This is a genomic window from Vibrio splendidus, assembly GCF_024347615.1.
GTDB classification, from domain to species: domain Bacteria; phylum Pseudomonadota; class Gammaproteobacteria; order Enterobacterales; family Vibrionaceae; genus Vibrio; species Vibrio splendidus.
The window spans coordinates 25,642-40,952 of the sequence record NZ_AP025509.1 but is presented as its reverse complement, the minus strand read 5'-3'; the positions used below and the strand labels follow the sequence as shown (position 1 = coordinate 40,952).

Sequence of the window (15,311 nt, the reverse complement as noted above, 5' to 3'; positions counted from 1 at the left end):
AACTAACCCTCCGCCTTAGCCAGCACAACCATGCCTGATTTAAAGCTGCTTAATGGACGCTTGACCACTTGCACACTGTCACTATTTGATTCTGTAAGGCTATTTAGCTCGGTAGAGTTGCTCAGTTTGGTTGGGTCGATGTAAATCAAACCGCCCTTTTCAAACTCAACATTCGCGTTTGATTTAGAAAGCAGACCGTTGTCGTCTACAAACCACAGGTCACCCTGCTGCGAAAGTGCTGAGGCTGGAAGCTCCCATAATTGGTTTAATTGCTTACCCGAGATCGTCGCTTGCACAAACGTTCCTGGATAAAGATCTTTCTCTTGCTCCAAAGGATTATCGACTTTCACGATCAATGAACGTTGACGCGTATCTTGTTGTAAGTGCTGCTCTACTCGTTCCACATAACCTTGCCATTGGAATTGACCATCAGAACTCGATAGAGTCACTGGCCACGGCTGCTCTTTCAATTGCGTGTTATCGCTGTTGGGTAGGCTCAACCATTGGCTTCCAGAAAGGGGAACAGAAACCTCAACCTCATCAACGCTGTATAACGTGGCTATCTGTGCGCCCGTTTGTGCGTAGCTTCCCGGTTGAACATCACGGCTCACGACCAACGAATCAAAAGGGGCAACCAAGGTTGTTTTTTCGAGGTCTTGCTCAGCCTTTACCAATTCAAGCTTGGCGTTCTCTAAGGCCGCTGTTACTTGTGCCAGTTGTGGTTCACGCAACACCAAAGGTGAATCCGGCTCGCCAGACAAACCAGATCGTTGCCATTCAGACTTAGCTTGTTCGCCTTGTCTCTGTTCTTCCAATAAATCCAATTGAGCTTGAGCCACATTCGCCTTGGCTTGGGTTACCGCTTGTTGATAGCTGGTCGAATCGATATTGGCGATCACCTCACCTTGGCCAATCACTTGCCCTGTTTCAAACTGCGAGCTGATTGCTTCTACGCGGCCACTAACTTCCGTCGAAAACATCAACTCATAACGCGACTTCGCTTCTCCGTAGCCCACCACTTCCGCTTGGTAGTCTCCGAGAGTGGCAAGTACCACAGACACTTGCTGTTGTTGTGCGGCGGCTAAGGTGGTCGTTTCAACAGGCGTCATTTCAACAGACGTTGTCCCAATAGACTTAGTGTCAGCAACCATAACTTGAGACTCGGAAACTGTTAGTTCATTCGCCTTTTCAGGAGCAGGAGCCACTTGAGAACCGTTGTAAGCAAGGGCAGCAAAAATGCTTGAACCCGCAACAAGGGTGATTGCAATTGTGATGGTGTTCAGTTTCATGAAGATACTCCTAAGCCCAGAGCTAGGCCTAAATCAATTCGGTTAACGAGACGGTTATAAATGGTTTGTGTTAACTGCGCTTCAAGGTCATAGGTTTGTTGCTGAACAGTAAGTAGATCAAAAATGTCGACCAAACCCTGACGGTATTTCTCTTCATAGCTGGTGAAGCTGCGTTGTGCGCTCACCAAGGCGTTCGTTAGGTGTTGCTGTTGAAGCGTTAATGACGACTCTTGACCCATCGCGTTTTCCACTTCATTCACCGCAGTAAGTAGGGTTTCTTGGTAAGCCCAGTAACTGGTTTCTGTGGTTAGGCCTGCAATCTCCGCCTGTGCTTTCAGCTTGCCACCTTGAAACAGTGGTGCAGACACTTGACCAAGCGCACTCCACAAAGGCCCAGTCAACAAGGCTTCACTCGGAGATTCCGCCATATCGGTTAGGCTTGCAGATAAACTGATCGAAGGCAGCATCGCTTTGTATGCAGCATCAGCACGCAGTGTTTCTGCTTCAATATTGAAGAAAGCCGCTTGAAGATCCGGACGCCCTGCCAGATCTTGCGTCGGCATATTGTCTAGCGGGTTAATGATGGTTGGGAATGAACCGAGTTCAGCAAGAGTCGCCTCATTAGACTCCCCACTCCACTGCCCCGTTAACAAAACTAACGCGCGTCGACTTTGTGCCAGTTGCTCTTGGTAATCGGCCAAAGTTGCTTGAGTCGATGCGCTGCTGGTTTTGGCGTTATCTAGCTCTTCAAGGCTACCTAGCCCTGCGCGATAACGTTCTAAAACAAGTTCTTCGTTGTTTTCTAGAATCACCAAACGCTGGGCTTCAATATCAACAAGCTGTTGCTTCAAACTGATATCAAGCCAACCTCTCATCACGCTCGCAACCAAAAGATCTTGAGCGCCCTGAAGGTTAGCCTGAGACGTCGCAATATCTTTTAACGCGGCGTTGTTTGTGTCTGCTAATTTCTGCCATAAGTCCAACTCCCAGCCGACCGTGACATCCGTGGTGTAGGTTTCAGTGGTGCTTGAGCCGTTAGTGCCTTCATCAGCTTGACCAGAAAAACTCGCATCGACGGTTGGTAAGCGGTCGCCAGACGTTACACCTTGCTGTGCATAGGCTATTTTGAGTGCCGTGATGCTTTGTTGAAGGCTTGGACTGTTCTGCAGTGCACGCTCGATATAGAGATCGAGTTCTGGTGCATTCACGAGATCGGTGAGTTGCAGGTGCTCTGTATCTAACTCTTGTTCATTAGAAGCATTTTGCTCCAAAGCCTGTTCATCAGAGGCTTGCTGGATCAGCTCTGAGAGCAAGCTTTGCTGCGTTTGATTGGTACTTTGTTCGGCTAGCGATACGTAATCAGCCTGACTGGTTGAAGTACAACCGATCAAACCAATTAAAGCGAGCGCGATAACGGAATGTTTTAAAGGAAGATTCAATTTCATCTTCTTGTCTCCTGTAAGAATGGAGACAAGATAACGAGCTGGAGGTTAAGGGAGGGTTAAGGCGAACGTTAACCCTAAAAGAAAATGCAAAAAGTGAACGTTTAAACTTCTGTTTTATGCTTCTGACTTGCTAGAAAAGAGCCCACCGATCTTATAACCAATCGCATAGCAAACCACTGCAATGGTCACAAACACCAATGCCGAGAAGAAATGCCCCACCGATGCGGCTACACCAGTGCCCCATACGATGCTGAAGACTAAACCGTGGTAAGCCTCTTGCGGCCACTGAGAGATAGGGAACTGAGTACCACCAGCAATAAGATAAACCATCGCAAACAAGCCGATAAAGGCAGTGATAAGACCGATGAGAACGCGCATGTTCATGGGGAGACCTTTGATTTATTGGACTTGGTTGCCATTATTCTTAGTCGAAAGCGGATGTGCTTAGTCGAAACCGAACGATATTAATCGCAACCTGATGATATTCAAGTATATCGGATAAAACAGGCTTGCTCTATTACTCTTCCGAGTGAGCCTTATACACGACAGAGTAATGAAAATGGTGGTTTGAATCTGAATCAACCTAACCAGCAGGCACAAAAAAGCGGATACCCTTCTTACGTAAACTCCGTAAGTAAGATACCCGCTTTTACTAAATTTAAGCGCTTGTATTGAATCTAGCTACTTTAACTTAATCTAGCTTAAAGCAGGATGAAGATACCCGCTAAACATGCACTCATTAGGTTTGCTAACGTACCAGCCGCTACCGCTTTCAAACCTAAGTTTGCCACTTCTGCACGACGCTCTGGTGCCATAACACCAATCGAACCTAATTGAATCGCGATAGAACCAATGTTGGCAAAACCACATAGAGCAAAAGTCACAATCACTTGGCTATGTTCAGACAGCAGAGCTTTGTTCTCAACGAAGTCGATGAAAGCAACAAACTCGTTCATTACGATCTTCTGACCGATGTAAGAACCCGCCATTAATACTTCATCACTCGGGATACCAATTAACCATGCAAGAGGCGAGAATAGGTAACCGAAGATAGCTTGCAGGGTAATGCCCGCAAAACCGAACATTTCGCCTAGACTTTCTAAACCTGTGTTGACCATTGCAATCACACTCACGAATGCAACCAACATAGTGCCGACAGCGACCGCTACCTTCATACCGTTCATTGCGCCACTTGCTAATGCATCGATCACGTTGCTTTGGTCAGCTTTATCTAGCTCAATGTGGTCGTAGTCACTCGGAGTACTACGCTCAGGAACAATGATCTTCGCCATCAATAGGCTGCCCGGAGCCGCCATGAAGCTTGCTGCAATAAGGTATTTAAGCTCAACACCTAATCCAGCATAGCCACCCAGCACACTGCCGGCCACTGACGCCATGCCGCCCGCCATTACAGCAAACAGTTCAGAACGAGTCATAGACTTTAAAAAGGGACGAATAAGAAGAGGAGACTCACCCTGAGAAAGGAAGATATTACCCGTTGCAACTAGAGATTCAGCTTTACTGGTGCCCAGCAGTTTTTGCACCGCTCCACCAAGAACTTGAATCACTTTCTGCATAACGCCTAAATAATAGAGCGCAGAGATCAAAGCACTGAAGAAGATAATGATTGGAAGTACGCGAATCGCGAAAATGAAACCTTCAGTAGCCAGATCACCAAATAGGAAAGCGATACCAACGTCTGCAAAACCAAGCAAGCTCGAAACGCCATTGCTTAGGCTTGTTAACGCCAGTTGTCCCCAAGGGAAATACAACACCAAAGCAGCGAAGCCGATTTGAAGTAATAGTGCACGAGAGACCGTTTTCCAATTAATAGAAGAGCGACTCTCAGATAGCAGACATGCGCAAGCAATCAGCGCAATAACACCGACAAAACCAAATAGAATATTCATAATGTGTCCTAGTAATCCTTAAAGAGTGAACATGAGCCAAACGAATGACATCAAAGGAATAGGACAAAGAACCGCAAGCAAAACGCTACGCGATGAAGGAGCTAACAACGTTAGCGACTGTAACAACGAGTTGTTCATGTAAAAATCACCTTATACAAGCAGTGGAACGTAGCTGGTCCGGTCCGTGGGGTCATTCACATATCCATGTGACGGCTTGTATTGGCTAAGCACCGGCTTAAAACCGGAAAAGAAGTATAAACAGTTAAGTGAGACTTTCATCACATTTTTTGACGCAAACGATCGCGCGGTCAAGGATTAAACAAAACGCTGTGTTTATCGTCATTTGTGTGCATAAAAACTGTAAACAACCTGTATGAAGTTGAATTTGTAATGTTAAGCCTTTAAACGTATGAGCGTAATCACTCGGTTAATTCTGTGTGATTCTTACTACTTTTCTGTGCTCTGCCTCATTTCCCGATACTTCAAGATTCATCTTAAGTTTAGATGCGTATATACTTTGTATGATCTCACCAAATAATTATCTATAAAATACTAATAGAGCTGATTAGATATAACAGCCATCGAGACTAAGAGAGGAAACACTTGAAGAAAATGGAAGCTCCGCACGACATGAACAATGGAGCTAAATTCAAAACAAATAGACATGGCTATGTGACAGTAGTTGAATATTATAATACCTATACTGTTATTGTCGCGTTTGAAAACACCGGAAATATCCGCGCTATTAGTGCGGCGAAATTACGTACAGGTCAGTTAACTGATCGCTCTGTCGCACCTGAATCAATTATGATTGGTGAAAAGGTTGAATCCGTTAAACATGGAATATTGACCATTACCCAAGTTGAATCTGAAAATATTGTGGTACTAACCAATACTAATAACGAAGAAATTCGAATGTTATTGCCCGCTGTACAAAAAATGAAAGATAAGGTCGAAGATGTTGAGAATGATAAAACTGAGGCTCCAAAGCCAACCTCTCTTAGTCAATTAACAAAAAGAAATAAAAAGACCAAAGACGTCAATAGTATGCTTAAGAAAATGCTTACCGATTACGGTCGATACGATTAGTTATCTATTTTATTTCACAAATCCTCTAAATATTTGTCTTCCGAAAAATAAATACATTTACTCCTGCCTTTCTCAATTAGATACGTTGCATATTCGAGTGAAAAGTTAAATTTGATCAAAGTCTCACTCTGGATCTTTAACACAAATTAACGAGATCTCCATCACAATCTCATTTTAGCTTTGTGATGGAGATCTTATTGAAATCTGAACATTTCCATTATTATGCTCTCACACAATAAGAGAACGCAGTTTCTCAACCCCTAAAATCCAATTGAGACAAATATTATGAAAAAGATTCTTGTAGTTTGCGGTAACGGCCTTGGTACTTCACTAATGATGGAAATGGCAGTGAAAGAAGTGGCTAAAAAAATCGGTTTCGAAGCAGAAATTGATCACGAAGATCTATCTTCTGCAGCATCAAGCAATGCGGATATTTGGGTCGCGGCAATAGACATTGCTAACCAACTGAAAGACGGTGGAAAAGAGAACATCATCAGCCTTAAAAATATTTTTGACAAAGCATCAATCGAAGAACAACTAAAAACTTTCATGTAAGGTCAAAATTATGCAAAACTTTTTCGAATTCATGCTCGGCTTATTAAAAGAGCCAGCAATCATGGTAGGCTTAATTGCTTTCATTGGCCTTGTTGCACAAAAAGCTGATATTTCTACTATTCTAAAAGGCACAATTAAAACCGTAATGGGTTTCCTAATTTTAGGTTTTGGTGCTGGCGCTCTTGTTGGCGCACTAAATAACTTCTCAGTTGTATTTACTGAAGCATTCGGCGTAAGTGGTGTTATTCCAAATAACGAAGCAATTGTTGCATTAGCACAAGAAGCATTCGGTTATGAAATGGCTCTAATTATGTTCTTCGCATTCGTTGTGAATATTTTATTGGCTCGCATTACTCCTTTAAAATATATTTTCTTAACGGGTCACCACACAATGTTCATGTCTATGCTAGTAGCAGTAATTCTGTCTACAGCAAACATTGAAGGCACAGCTCTAGTCGCAATCGGCTCTATCATTGTGGGTACATTAATGGTTGTGATGCCAGCACTAGGCCAAAGGTACACTGAAAAAGTAATGGGTACTGATCAACTGGCTATCGGTCACTTCTCGACACTGTCTTACATTGTGTCTGGCTTCATTGGTAGCAAATTCGGTGACACATCAAAATCAACAGAAGACATCCAAGTTCCTAAAAGCTTAATGTTCCTGCGTGATACGCCAGTAGCCGTAGCAACAACAATGGCAATCTTCTTCATGCTTGCGTCTATTATTGCGGGCGGCGAGTTTGTAGAAACAGTATCAAGCGGTCAAAACTGGGTTGTGTTTACCTTCATGCAATCTCTAATCTTTGCAGGTGGTGTTTACATCGTATTGCAAGGTGTGAAGATGCTAATTGCTGAAATCGTTCCTGCATTTAAAGGTATTTCTGACAAGCTAGTTCCGGGAGCAAAACCTGCTCTAGATTGCCCAATGGTATTCCCTGTAGCACCAAACGCGGTACTTATCGGTTTCCTTTGTTCTTTCGCTGCTGGTCTACTAGCAATGGCAGTACAAGGTGCACTTGGTTGGACAATCATTGTAGCGGGCGTGGTACCTCACTTCTTCGTTGGTGGCGCAGCTGGCGTTTACGGTAACGCAACAGGCGGTTTACGCGGTGCAATCTTAGGTTCATTCACGCAAGGTCTGTGTATCTCTTTCCTACCGATGCTGCTACTTCCTGTACTGGGTGGCCTGGGTCTTGAAGCAACAACGTTTGCTGACTTCGACTTCGGTGTAGTTGGTCTGATTCTAGGATGGATTGTTTCATGAGCCTATTCGATTTAATCGGTGACCAAGGCGTTATCATCAACTCTGAAGAAAACCTAACGGTTGATGCTGCGATTGATTTAACCTGTTCAACACTGCTAGCAAGCAACAAAATCAAAGCTAGCTATGTTGAAGCTATCAAACAAAAGCACAAGGACATTGGCGCGTACTATGTTCTAGCACCAAAGATTGCGATGCCTCATGCTCGTCCTGAAGATGGTGTGAACGAAGCATCTCTGCAAGTGACGGTGTTCAAGAAGGGTGTTGATTTAGAGTCGGAAGACAACGGTGACGTTTACCTTTCAATTACTCTGGCAGCGATGGACTCAGATAGTCATATCCATACTATTATGGCGTTATCAGAGTTGTTCCAAAATGATGATGACATTGATGCCATTATCGCGGCGGAAACAGAGCAAGCGATCATCGAGATCTTAAAGCGCTACTAGCCTCAATTTTTAGGTTCTAACCTTTGGCTCCTGCTGATGTTTATCTCCTGAAAGCCCCCATTAAAAAAGCGATAGCCGAGGCTATCGCTTTTCTGTTTTTGGTGCTTAGTCATTTATTTCTAGCATGAATTGAAACGCATGGCTTGCCAATTCATGATTTACAAAAAGGCATGGTTTACAAATGCATGACTAACAAGTGCATCACGCCAACGCCTCACAACCAATCAGCATTCACTAGCGTTAAAACGCGTACATTCTTTTATCGGTCGATAATTCAAAACAGTACTGTGCGTGTTTTTCAAGACATTCAAACACTTCTCTATCCAACTTATAGTTTTCAACATGGTTTATCAAAATAGCCATCGTCTGTTCTAACGTCATACCAGCACGATACGGACGTGACTGAGATAATGCTTGGAATACATCTACGACAGCGACGATCCGACTCGGTTGATCCAGCTCTTCAGCCGTTTTACCCATTGGGTAACCTGAACCATCTAATCTTTCATGATGATTGGATGCCCACTGGCAAACCTGAGGAGAACTAAACAACTCTTGCAGTGCAAATCGAGTATCCGTTGCATGTCGCTTAATACAACAGTACTCCTCTTCGGTCAGCAAATCCGGCTTATGAAGAATGTCATTAGGTGTTTGCAGTTTTCCGATGTCATGAACTAGCCCTGCTAAATAGAGTTTGCGCTGAGTTGTGTATGAATAACCCAACTGCTTAGCGAGATATTCAGAGAGTTGCCCAACCTTCAAAGAGTGCTTAAAGGTAAATGAACTCTTGGTATCAACAACATTGGCAATAAACTCGGCAAAAGCCACTGTCTCATCCAGCGACATTTGTTGAGAGAAGAACGGCACAGGCTCAAAGTTATCTCTCATGTTTTCAATGTAAGGGATCTCCATCGAAAACCAGAAATCGTCCAGATCGACTAACTCACACATATGTTGCACGAGATTGGTTTCGAACATCTCGTCCGCTTGTTCAGTTAATCGTTCAATAATGCTCGCTTTACCATCCGGTGTTAGGTTTCCATACCGATCTGAAGAAGTGATGCCGTAAAGGTAGTCCACTCGATCCGCGAGCATGACAATCGCAGCCAACTCTTTTTCTAACTCACTGATCGGCATCGCTTTAAGCTCAACCCAAGGGGTATGGTGATAAAGCACCGGCTTAGCGAATATGGAAAGAACCGGGCACTCTTTTAGGATTTGGTAGCCCTTTTGACAATGGTGATAGCTCGCGTCAGGAACAAACCCAGAAGTCAGGCTGAGCTGCTCATCAATTTGCGATACGCCACAGTCGTGAATTAACCCCAATGAGAACGCAAGTTGCGCCTGCTCTTCTTCCCACCCGACACTCAGAGCACATCGATACGCGATGTAACCCACCCTCTGTCCATGATTCTTGCTTTCAAAACCGACGTTATCAAGCGCCTTCGCAATACCAAATAGAGCCTTTCTAAGATCTACTGTTACATTCTGGCAATGTTGATTCATTATTTAAGCCTAGCATTTTTATAGTTTTTATATATTTAGGTTGCCAATACTAATGCATAGTTAATGATTATATACACAACTATTGTAAGGTTTAATGAGTTTCGTGATAGAACTAACGTATCACGTAATATTCGTGCTACAAGTTGTTGCATATTGTTTATTATGCGACATTATATCCTGCTGTTAATCGTACATTTTCAAACCAACCGAGGACAAAAACACGTATGTTCGAAACTGTTATAGACGAAGAACTCTCCATCGCATTGGTCGAAGAAAGCTTCGCGCCCCATTACGCTGATTATTCACAAAGCCAAAATGAGTATCTTAGCCAGTGGTTAGCATGGCCACCGCACTGTAAAACAGAGCAAGATTTTAGGATTTTCATCCAACGCTCATTACACGATTATGCTGAAGGGAAAAGCATGACATGTGCCATCGTGTATCAAGGAAAGATCGTCGGTAACTGCAGCTTCAATACCATTGACCACAATACCAAGAAGGTAACGATTGGTTATTGGTTGTCACAGACTCAACAAGGCAAAGGCATCGTCACTCGCGTGGTTCAAAAACTGATTGATATTGCTTTCAATGAGTTAGATATGGAAAAGATTGAAATATCAGCCGCTACTGAGAACATGAGTAGTCGTAAAGTTTGTGAGCGCTTACATTTTACATTGGAAGGCATCATCACTTGTAACGAGAACTTGAATGGTCGCATCATCGACCACGCTATTTATGGACTTCATCGCTCTAAGCTCTAAGCTCTAAGCTCTAAGCCTAGCCTAAGCCTAAGCCTAAGCAGCCACTATTATGTAAATGAGCATACTAAAAAGCCACGGTATTCAACCGTGGCTTTGTTATTTTACGAACCTAGAACCTAAGTAACTCTCAGAGCGCCCAGTTATACGGTCTTAGGAATCACGATACTGAACTTAGCTCCACCACGGTTGCTGTCGTCGATTTTGATATCCCAAGAAAGCTTTTTAGCCGCTGAAATCGCAATCGCGAGGCCTAAACCCAAACCACCGGTGGTTGAGGTTCTGCTAGAGTCCAAGCGAGAAAATGGAAGGAATACTTCGTCACGCCTATCTTCTGGAATTCCAGAACCATTATCTTCAATGAGAACCAGCCAATTTTCTGAGTTCTCATCCAGAGTCATCCATACTTTGTCTTGCGTGTAATTGCCTGCATTCTTAAGAATGTTATCGAACACCAAACGCGCCATCGAGCAGTCGCATTTAATGGCACAATCTTGCGTTACATTTGATTCGAAGGTCACGTTATCCAGTTCGGAGTAACGAATCCTGTCTAAACAATATTCAAGTAAGTTCGCTCTTACTTTTACCAGTTCAAAGAAAGAGTTATCCATGACATTCAATTTCGACAGCATGATAATTTCTGAGGTGAGCTCGTTGATATCCTCAATGTAGGTATCAATATCATCGAAAAGAACCTGCTGATTCTCGGGGGCTCCCCTTCTCAAAATATCGGTCGCCAGCTGAATACGACTCAACGGAGTACGTACCTCATGAGGGATAGCTTGCGCAAAGATATGGCTTTGTTTTACTTTGCTCTCTATCTCTTCAGCCATGAAGTTAAAGCTTCTGGCCAAATCAGAAACGGGGTGGATGTCGTCCAAGTCAGATCGAGTACTGAGCTTCCCCTTACCAAATTGCTTTTGCTTCTCAACCAATAGCTCTATTCTTTCTTGAAAACGCCTCACAGGTAAGTAAACACTTGCGCCAATCGCCACAATGACAGCCAGTAACAGCCCTAACAAAAAGTGCCTTTCTGAATCCTCATACCATTCAATCTCAGGAGAGAAGAAGTCCCCTACCTCACTGAACGCAAAGCTAGATTCTGAATTTGGTAACTGAAACACCGCCGAATAGAGATTGTTGTCACTGAGGTATATCGGTACACCGTTCAAGGTCGTATATAACTCACATCGTTGGCAAGGCGCTTCTCCCGACCAATTTTTCAACAGGCGTAAATTGAAGATATAAAATTGTTGGTAGCCTGTTCTATCGAGCTCTTTATATAGCGAGTTTTCCTGATGGTGTTGGCGAACATACTGCTCAGCAAAGTAAATGCCATCGTTAAGGAACGTTTCGATCTCGGTGCGTCGCATGTGCCCTTCACCAAGGTTCAAAAACAAGAATATCGTTGCCGACATCCCAGTCACAATCCCAAGGTATAAACGAGCAAACATCGAAACCGAGCGAAGTTTCGTAGCAATGAACTTACGCAACCAACATGTACCCCTTATTGCGAACCGTACGGATCAACTGCTTGTCTTTTGCGTGAATACGTAGCTTCCGGCGTAAACCAGACACTCGCATATCAATCGAGCGGTCGTTAAACGAATAGTCAATTCCTCGAAACAACTGACAGCACTGGTCTCGAGTCACGACCTGACAGATGTTATTCACAAGAAGGTTTAAGATTTCAAACTCGGCAGAAGTAAGCTTAAGATTTTGCCCATACAGAGTGGCACTTTGAGCAATATTGTTGATCACAATATCGCATTGCTTTTCAGCCGTCTTTTCCGGCGCGATAGCAATAGGAGCAGCTCGACGTAATAACGCTTCAATTCTCGCCAACAAGGCATGGCCACGAATAGGCTTTGCAACGTAATCATCCGCGCCAAACTTAAATAAGCTTACCTCACTCATTTCATCGGCAGAGGCGGTCAACACTAAAATTATTCCATTGTAAAACTCTCGAGCCTGACGGCAAATTTGAGCGCCACTCATGCCTGGAAGCATCAAGTCCAACAGCACTAAATCAGGTTCAATACTGCGGATCGCTTCAAGTGCTAAATTCCCTTCATGAACAACGCTAACATCGTAGCCTTCAGCTTCTAGGTAAAGCGTAGTTAAACGAGCTATCTCTTGGTCATCTTCGACAATGAGCACTTTGGTTTTCGACATTCCTATCACCAGTATTTATTAAAAGCGAGGGCAGTATATATACTGCTCATATATCATCAATGTTGTGATTCGAGCCTCACTTTTACCGTACGCAAAACATTGTAATCACTTTTGTACATACACGTTTACAAAACGCAGTGCTTAACCACCAGTACTCCTTGGTTTAAGAAGGTTGGCCATCAATAACTCGATATTCACGGTGTTTTAATTGCCTATACAACGCTTACGTTTGCTTTATTTTCTTACTCACACTTACATTTAAGGCATTTACAAAACCCAATCAAATCAACCCTCCAAATAGTAATGACCTGTCGGTTAATATCACTGACAAATGACACGTTTATAGTTTTAAAATCCAACTCTAGCGTTCAACAGTCGAAGGAAATCGATTACGTTAACCACCAGCCAGTGTTTTACATTTTCAGGGCCTCGGCAGGCGCTATTAAGCAATATCTTCTTCAAGTAATATTCATGAAATTGATAATTCGATCCAGCATTTGCTAATCACCACTACCTCACAGGGTCCACTTTAAGATGAATAAACCGCTTTCACTGTTACTGACCAGCACCGCTTTATTTTCAACGCAGTTATTAGCTGATAGCAATAAACAAGAAATAGTGAATCCGATTCAAGCGCAGGTCATTTCTTGGATAAACATTCAGGTCGCGCCAAAAATAGCGTTCGTCAAAAGATGGCCTTCAACTGTGAGTTCTATAGCGCACTCCTTTCTGTAGCACTTTTTTCTTCTTCAACACGGCTTTTTAACGGCTGTTGAAGACCAGAATTCAATTTGATAAGCGCCTACTGAATGCATGATCTCGGTAGGCACTGTTCGACCAACACATCAGTTCACCGAGTTCAATATGATGACCAATTATCAACCTTTCGAGCATCTCAAGTGTCCTATTTGGATATATGACATTGATAATAAAAGAATAACTTGGGCAAATAGTAACGCCCTCCCCCTCTGGGAGTCTGAGTCGATGTTTGGGCTGACATCACGTGACTTTAGTGTCGAGATGTCAAAAGCGATAGAAGCAACACTGGAAGAATACCAAAGACAATTTCTACGTAACGAAAGCATCAAAACATGGTGGAACTTCACGCCAAACTACATTTCCAAACGTGCATTATGCCTATTTTCGGGGATCCCATTGCCCGATGGTCGAACCGGGATGTTGGTACAAGTCATTGCCGAAGAAGGCAGCCTAAAGCACGACTTAGCTTGCTCTGATGGCGCAAATCTATCCCTTCTATTTGATAACTCAGGAAACGTAGTGAGTGCTAACTCCGCATTCTTTCAAAACTATGGCTCACCGTTTAGTACTCTATCCGACTTCGTTTCAAGTGAAGAGACAGCAGCACAATGGTTGTTTGCTGCGCGTAAAGGCCGCGAGATTTTAGAAGAAGTCAGCTGCGAAATAGATAACAAAACCCATCACTTTGACGTTCAAGGAAAATGGCTATTTGATAAAAGCGAGCTTCTGTTAAACCTCACCTGTACAACCAAACAAAAAGAGAAACTGATCAAAGCCAGATACAACGCTGAGCACGACTGTTTAACTGAGCTTTATAATCGCCGCGGTATCACCAACCTTTTGGAAACCAGTATTGCCTATCGCTCGCCCTTTGAGTTGATGTTTGTCGACCTTGATGGCTTCAAATTGGTCAATGATACTTATGGACACAGTGTCGGTGACCAACTACTTAAGCAGGTTGGCGAACGTCTTAAACACCTCGTCGACGAGACGTGCATGATCGGTCGATTTGGTGGCGACGAATTTATTGTGATTGCCCACGCCTGTCGAAATCACAATATCCCACTGCTCTGCTCGCGTATTATTGAAGCCTTGAACAGGAGTTTCCACATCAGAGGAATTGGTACCTTGTCTGTTGGTTGCAGCATTGGTACTGCTCATTTCCCTGATAATGCCGTCGATCAAGAGTCACTGCTCAAGCAAGCGGGTATGGCGATGCATATGGCCAAAGCAAATGGACGAAATCGATTTCAAACTTTTACACCTTGCTTAGCACAAACCCTTCACCGCAAGGTAGAGATCCGTCATCGACTCACGCATGCCTTAGAGAACGACGACCTCAACCTTCATTACCAACCGATAATGAACACTAACAGCGACAAGGTGAAAGGATTTGAAGCCTTACTTCGATGGTCGGACGAAGAACTTGGTGACATCGCTCCTGACGAATTTATTACCTTAGCGGAGGAAAGTGGGCAAATAGTTCCTCTCGGAAAATGGGTTCTCAATTCCGCACTCAAACAGTTATCGATGTGGCAACGAGAGTTTGATCATGAGTTGATGATGAGCATCAATATCTCGAGCATTCAGATGCACGCTACCTTTGCCGAACAACTATCGGCAATGCTGAACTTCTACAACATCCAGCCTCAAAGCGTTGCCCTTGAAATCACCGAGTCTTCGATGATCTTCAAGCATGGTGAAGTCAGACAAGCATTAAGTGATATATCAAAATTGGGCGTAGAACTTCACCTTGACGACTTTGGTACAGGGTACTCCTCGCTCTCAATGTTGCATGACTTGCCAATTAGCACTGTTAAACTCGATAAAAGTTTTGTCCATGGTTCGCACAAAGGGAGCAAAGCAATAGTCCAAGCCACCCATGCTATCTGCGACAAACTGGGGCTAAAAGTAGTTGCTGAAGGCGTCGAGACCGAAACGCAAAAAGCGTTCTTGATCGATTGTGGATACCAGTATCTTCAAGGGTTCTTGTTTAGTAAGCCCATCCCGTCAAATGAAGTCGAAAGACAATTTTTAACGGGTCGATTAATAGACATTTAAAAACTTATTTATCAATAAGTTAGAGTTTTTGAACACTACTTAGTCCAGAGA

General features: G+C 43.5%; 13 protein-coding genes. 6 read left to right on the top strand and 7 right to left on the bottom strand.

Annotation, left to right across the window (positions count from 1 at the left end; genetic code table 11):
* Positions 1-2: 2 nt before the first annotated feature.
* The 4 genes from OCU90_RS17635 to OCU90_RS17620 all read right to left on the bottom strand — a co-directional run bounded on the left by OCU90_RS17635 (position 3) and on the right by OCU90_RS17620 (position 4,644).
* Complete coding sequence (locus OCU90_RS17635) at positions 3-1,289, bottom strand: efflux RND transporter periplasmic adaptor subunit (RefSeq protein WP_061023188.1); 1,287 nt, start codon at positions 1,287-1,289, stop codon at positions 3-5.
* Entirely contained in the window at positions 1,286-2,734 is a 1,449-nt protein-coding gene (locus OCU90_RS17630; RefSeq protein ID WP_061023186.1) for a TolC family protein, read from the bottom strand. Before OCU90_RS17630 ends, OCU90_RS17635 begins: the two co-directional genes overlap by 4 nt.
* A 114-nt stretch (positions 2,735-2,848) precedes the next feature.
* A complete protein-coding gene (locus tag OCU90_RS17625) occupies positions 2,849-3,118 on the bottom strand; it encodes a hypothetical protein (RefSeq protein WP_004729977.1) in 270 nt (89 codons plus the stop codon).
* A gap of 317 nt (positions 3,119-3,435) precedes the next feature.
* Positions 3,436-4,644, bottom strand: a complete 1,209-nt coding sequence (locus tag OCU90_RS17620; protein WP_061023184.1) for a NupC/NupG family nucleoside CNT transporter — start codon at positions 4,642-4,644, stop codon at positions 3,436-3,438.
* Between the two features lie 612 nt (positions 4,645-5,256).
* Here OCU90_RS17620 and OCU90_RS17615 point away from each other — a divergent pair.
* From OCU90_RS17615 to OCU90_RS17600, 4 genes are all read left to right on the top strand, one after another.
* Positions 5,257-5,733: a hypothetical protein gene (locus tag OCU90_RS17615; RefSeq protein WP_004729970.1), complete on the top strand. Its 477-nt coding sequence runs from the start codon at positions 5,257-5,259 to the stop codon at positions 5,731-5,733.
* Positions 5,734-6,018: 285 nt separating this feature from the next.
* Positions 6,019-6,288, top strand: coding sequence for a PTS sugar transporter subunit IIB (locus OCU90_RS17610; protein WP_061023183.1), 270 nt, complete (start codon positions 6,019-6,021; stop codon positions 6,286-6,288).
* Between the two features lie 10 nt (positions 6,289-6,298).
* Positions 6,299-7,555 (top strand): PTS ascorbate transporter subunit IIC, encoded by a 1,257-nt coding sequence (locus OCU90_RS17605; RefSeq protein ID WP_061023181.1) that lies wholly within the window; start codon positions 6,299-6,301, stop codon positions 7,553-7,555.
* The gene (locus OCU90_RS17600; RefSeq protein WP_061023179.1) at positions 7,552-8,001 is read left to right on the top strand and encodes a PTS sugar transporter subunit IIA; all 450 of its coding nucleotides are present in this window, start codon (positions 7,552-7,554) and stop codon (positions 7,999-8,001) included. The genes OCU90_RS17605 and OCU90_RS17600 overlap by 4 nt, the downstream gene beginning before the upstream one ends.
* A 240-nt stretch (positions 8,002-8,241) precedes the next feature.
* Here OCU90_RS17600 and OCU90_RS17595 read toward each other — a convergent pair whose 3' ends face one another.
* On the bottom strand, positions 8,242-9,507 hold the full coding sequence (locus OCU90_RS17595) for an HD-GYP domain-containing protein (RefSeq protein WP_061023177.1): 1,266 nt from the start codon (positions 9,505-9,507) through the stop codon (positions 8,242-8,244).
* Between the two features lie 224 nt (positions 9,508-9,731).
* Here OCU90_RS17595 and OCU90_RS17590 point away from each other — a divergent pair, with 224 nt between their 5' ends.
* A complete protein-coding gene (locus tag OCU90_RS17590; RefSeq protein WP_061023174.1) occupies positions 9,732-10,268 on the top strand; it encodes a GNAT family N-acetyltransferase in 537 nt (178 codons plus the stop codon).
* Positions 10,269-10,408: 140 nt separating this feature from the next.
* On the opposite strand, the gene OCU90_RS17585 is transcribed toward OCU90_RS17590, so the two are convergent.
* Both OCU90_RS17585 and OCU90_RS17580 read right to left on the bottom strand, forming a co-directional pair.
* On the bottom strand, positions 10,409-11,758 hold the full coding sequence (locus tag OCU90_RS17585; protein WP_061023172.1) for a sensor histidine kinase: 1,350 nt from the start codon (positions 11,756-11,758) through the stop codon (positions 10,409-10,411).
* Positions 11,751-12,440 (bottom strand): response regulator transcription factor, encoded by a 690-nt coding sequence (locus tag OCU90_RS17580; RefSeq protein ID WP_004729957.1) that lies wholly within the window; start codon positions 12,438-12,440, stop codon positions 11,751-11,753. The genes OCU90_RS17585 and OCU90_RS17580 overlap by 8 nt, the downstream gene beginning before the upstream one ends.
* 813 nt (positions 12,441-13,253) lie before the next feature.
* On the opposite strand from OCU90_RS17580, the gene OCU90_RS17575 reads away from it, so the two are divergent.
* A complete protein-coding gene (locus OCU90_RS17575; protein ID WP_061023169.1) occupies positions 13,254-15,260 on the top strand; it encodes a putative bifunctional diguanylate cyclase/phosphodiesterase in 2,007 nt (668 codons plus the stop codon).
* The last annotated feature ends 51 nt before the right edge of the window (positions 15,261-15,311 follow it).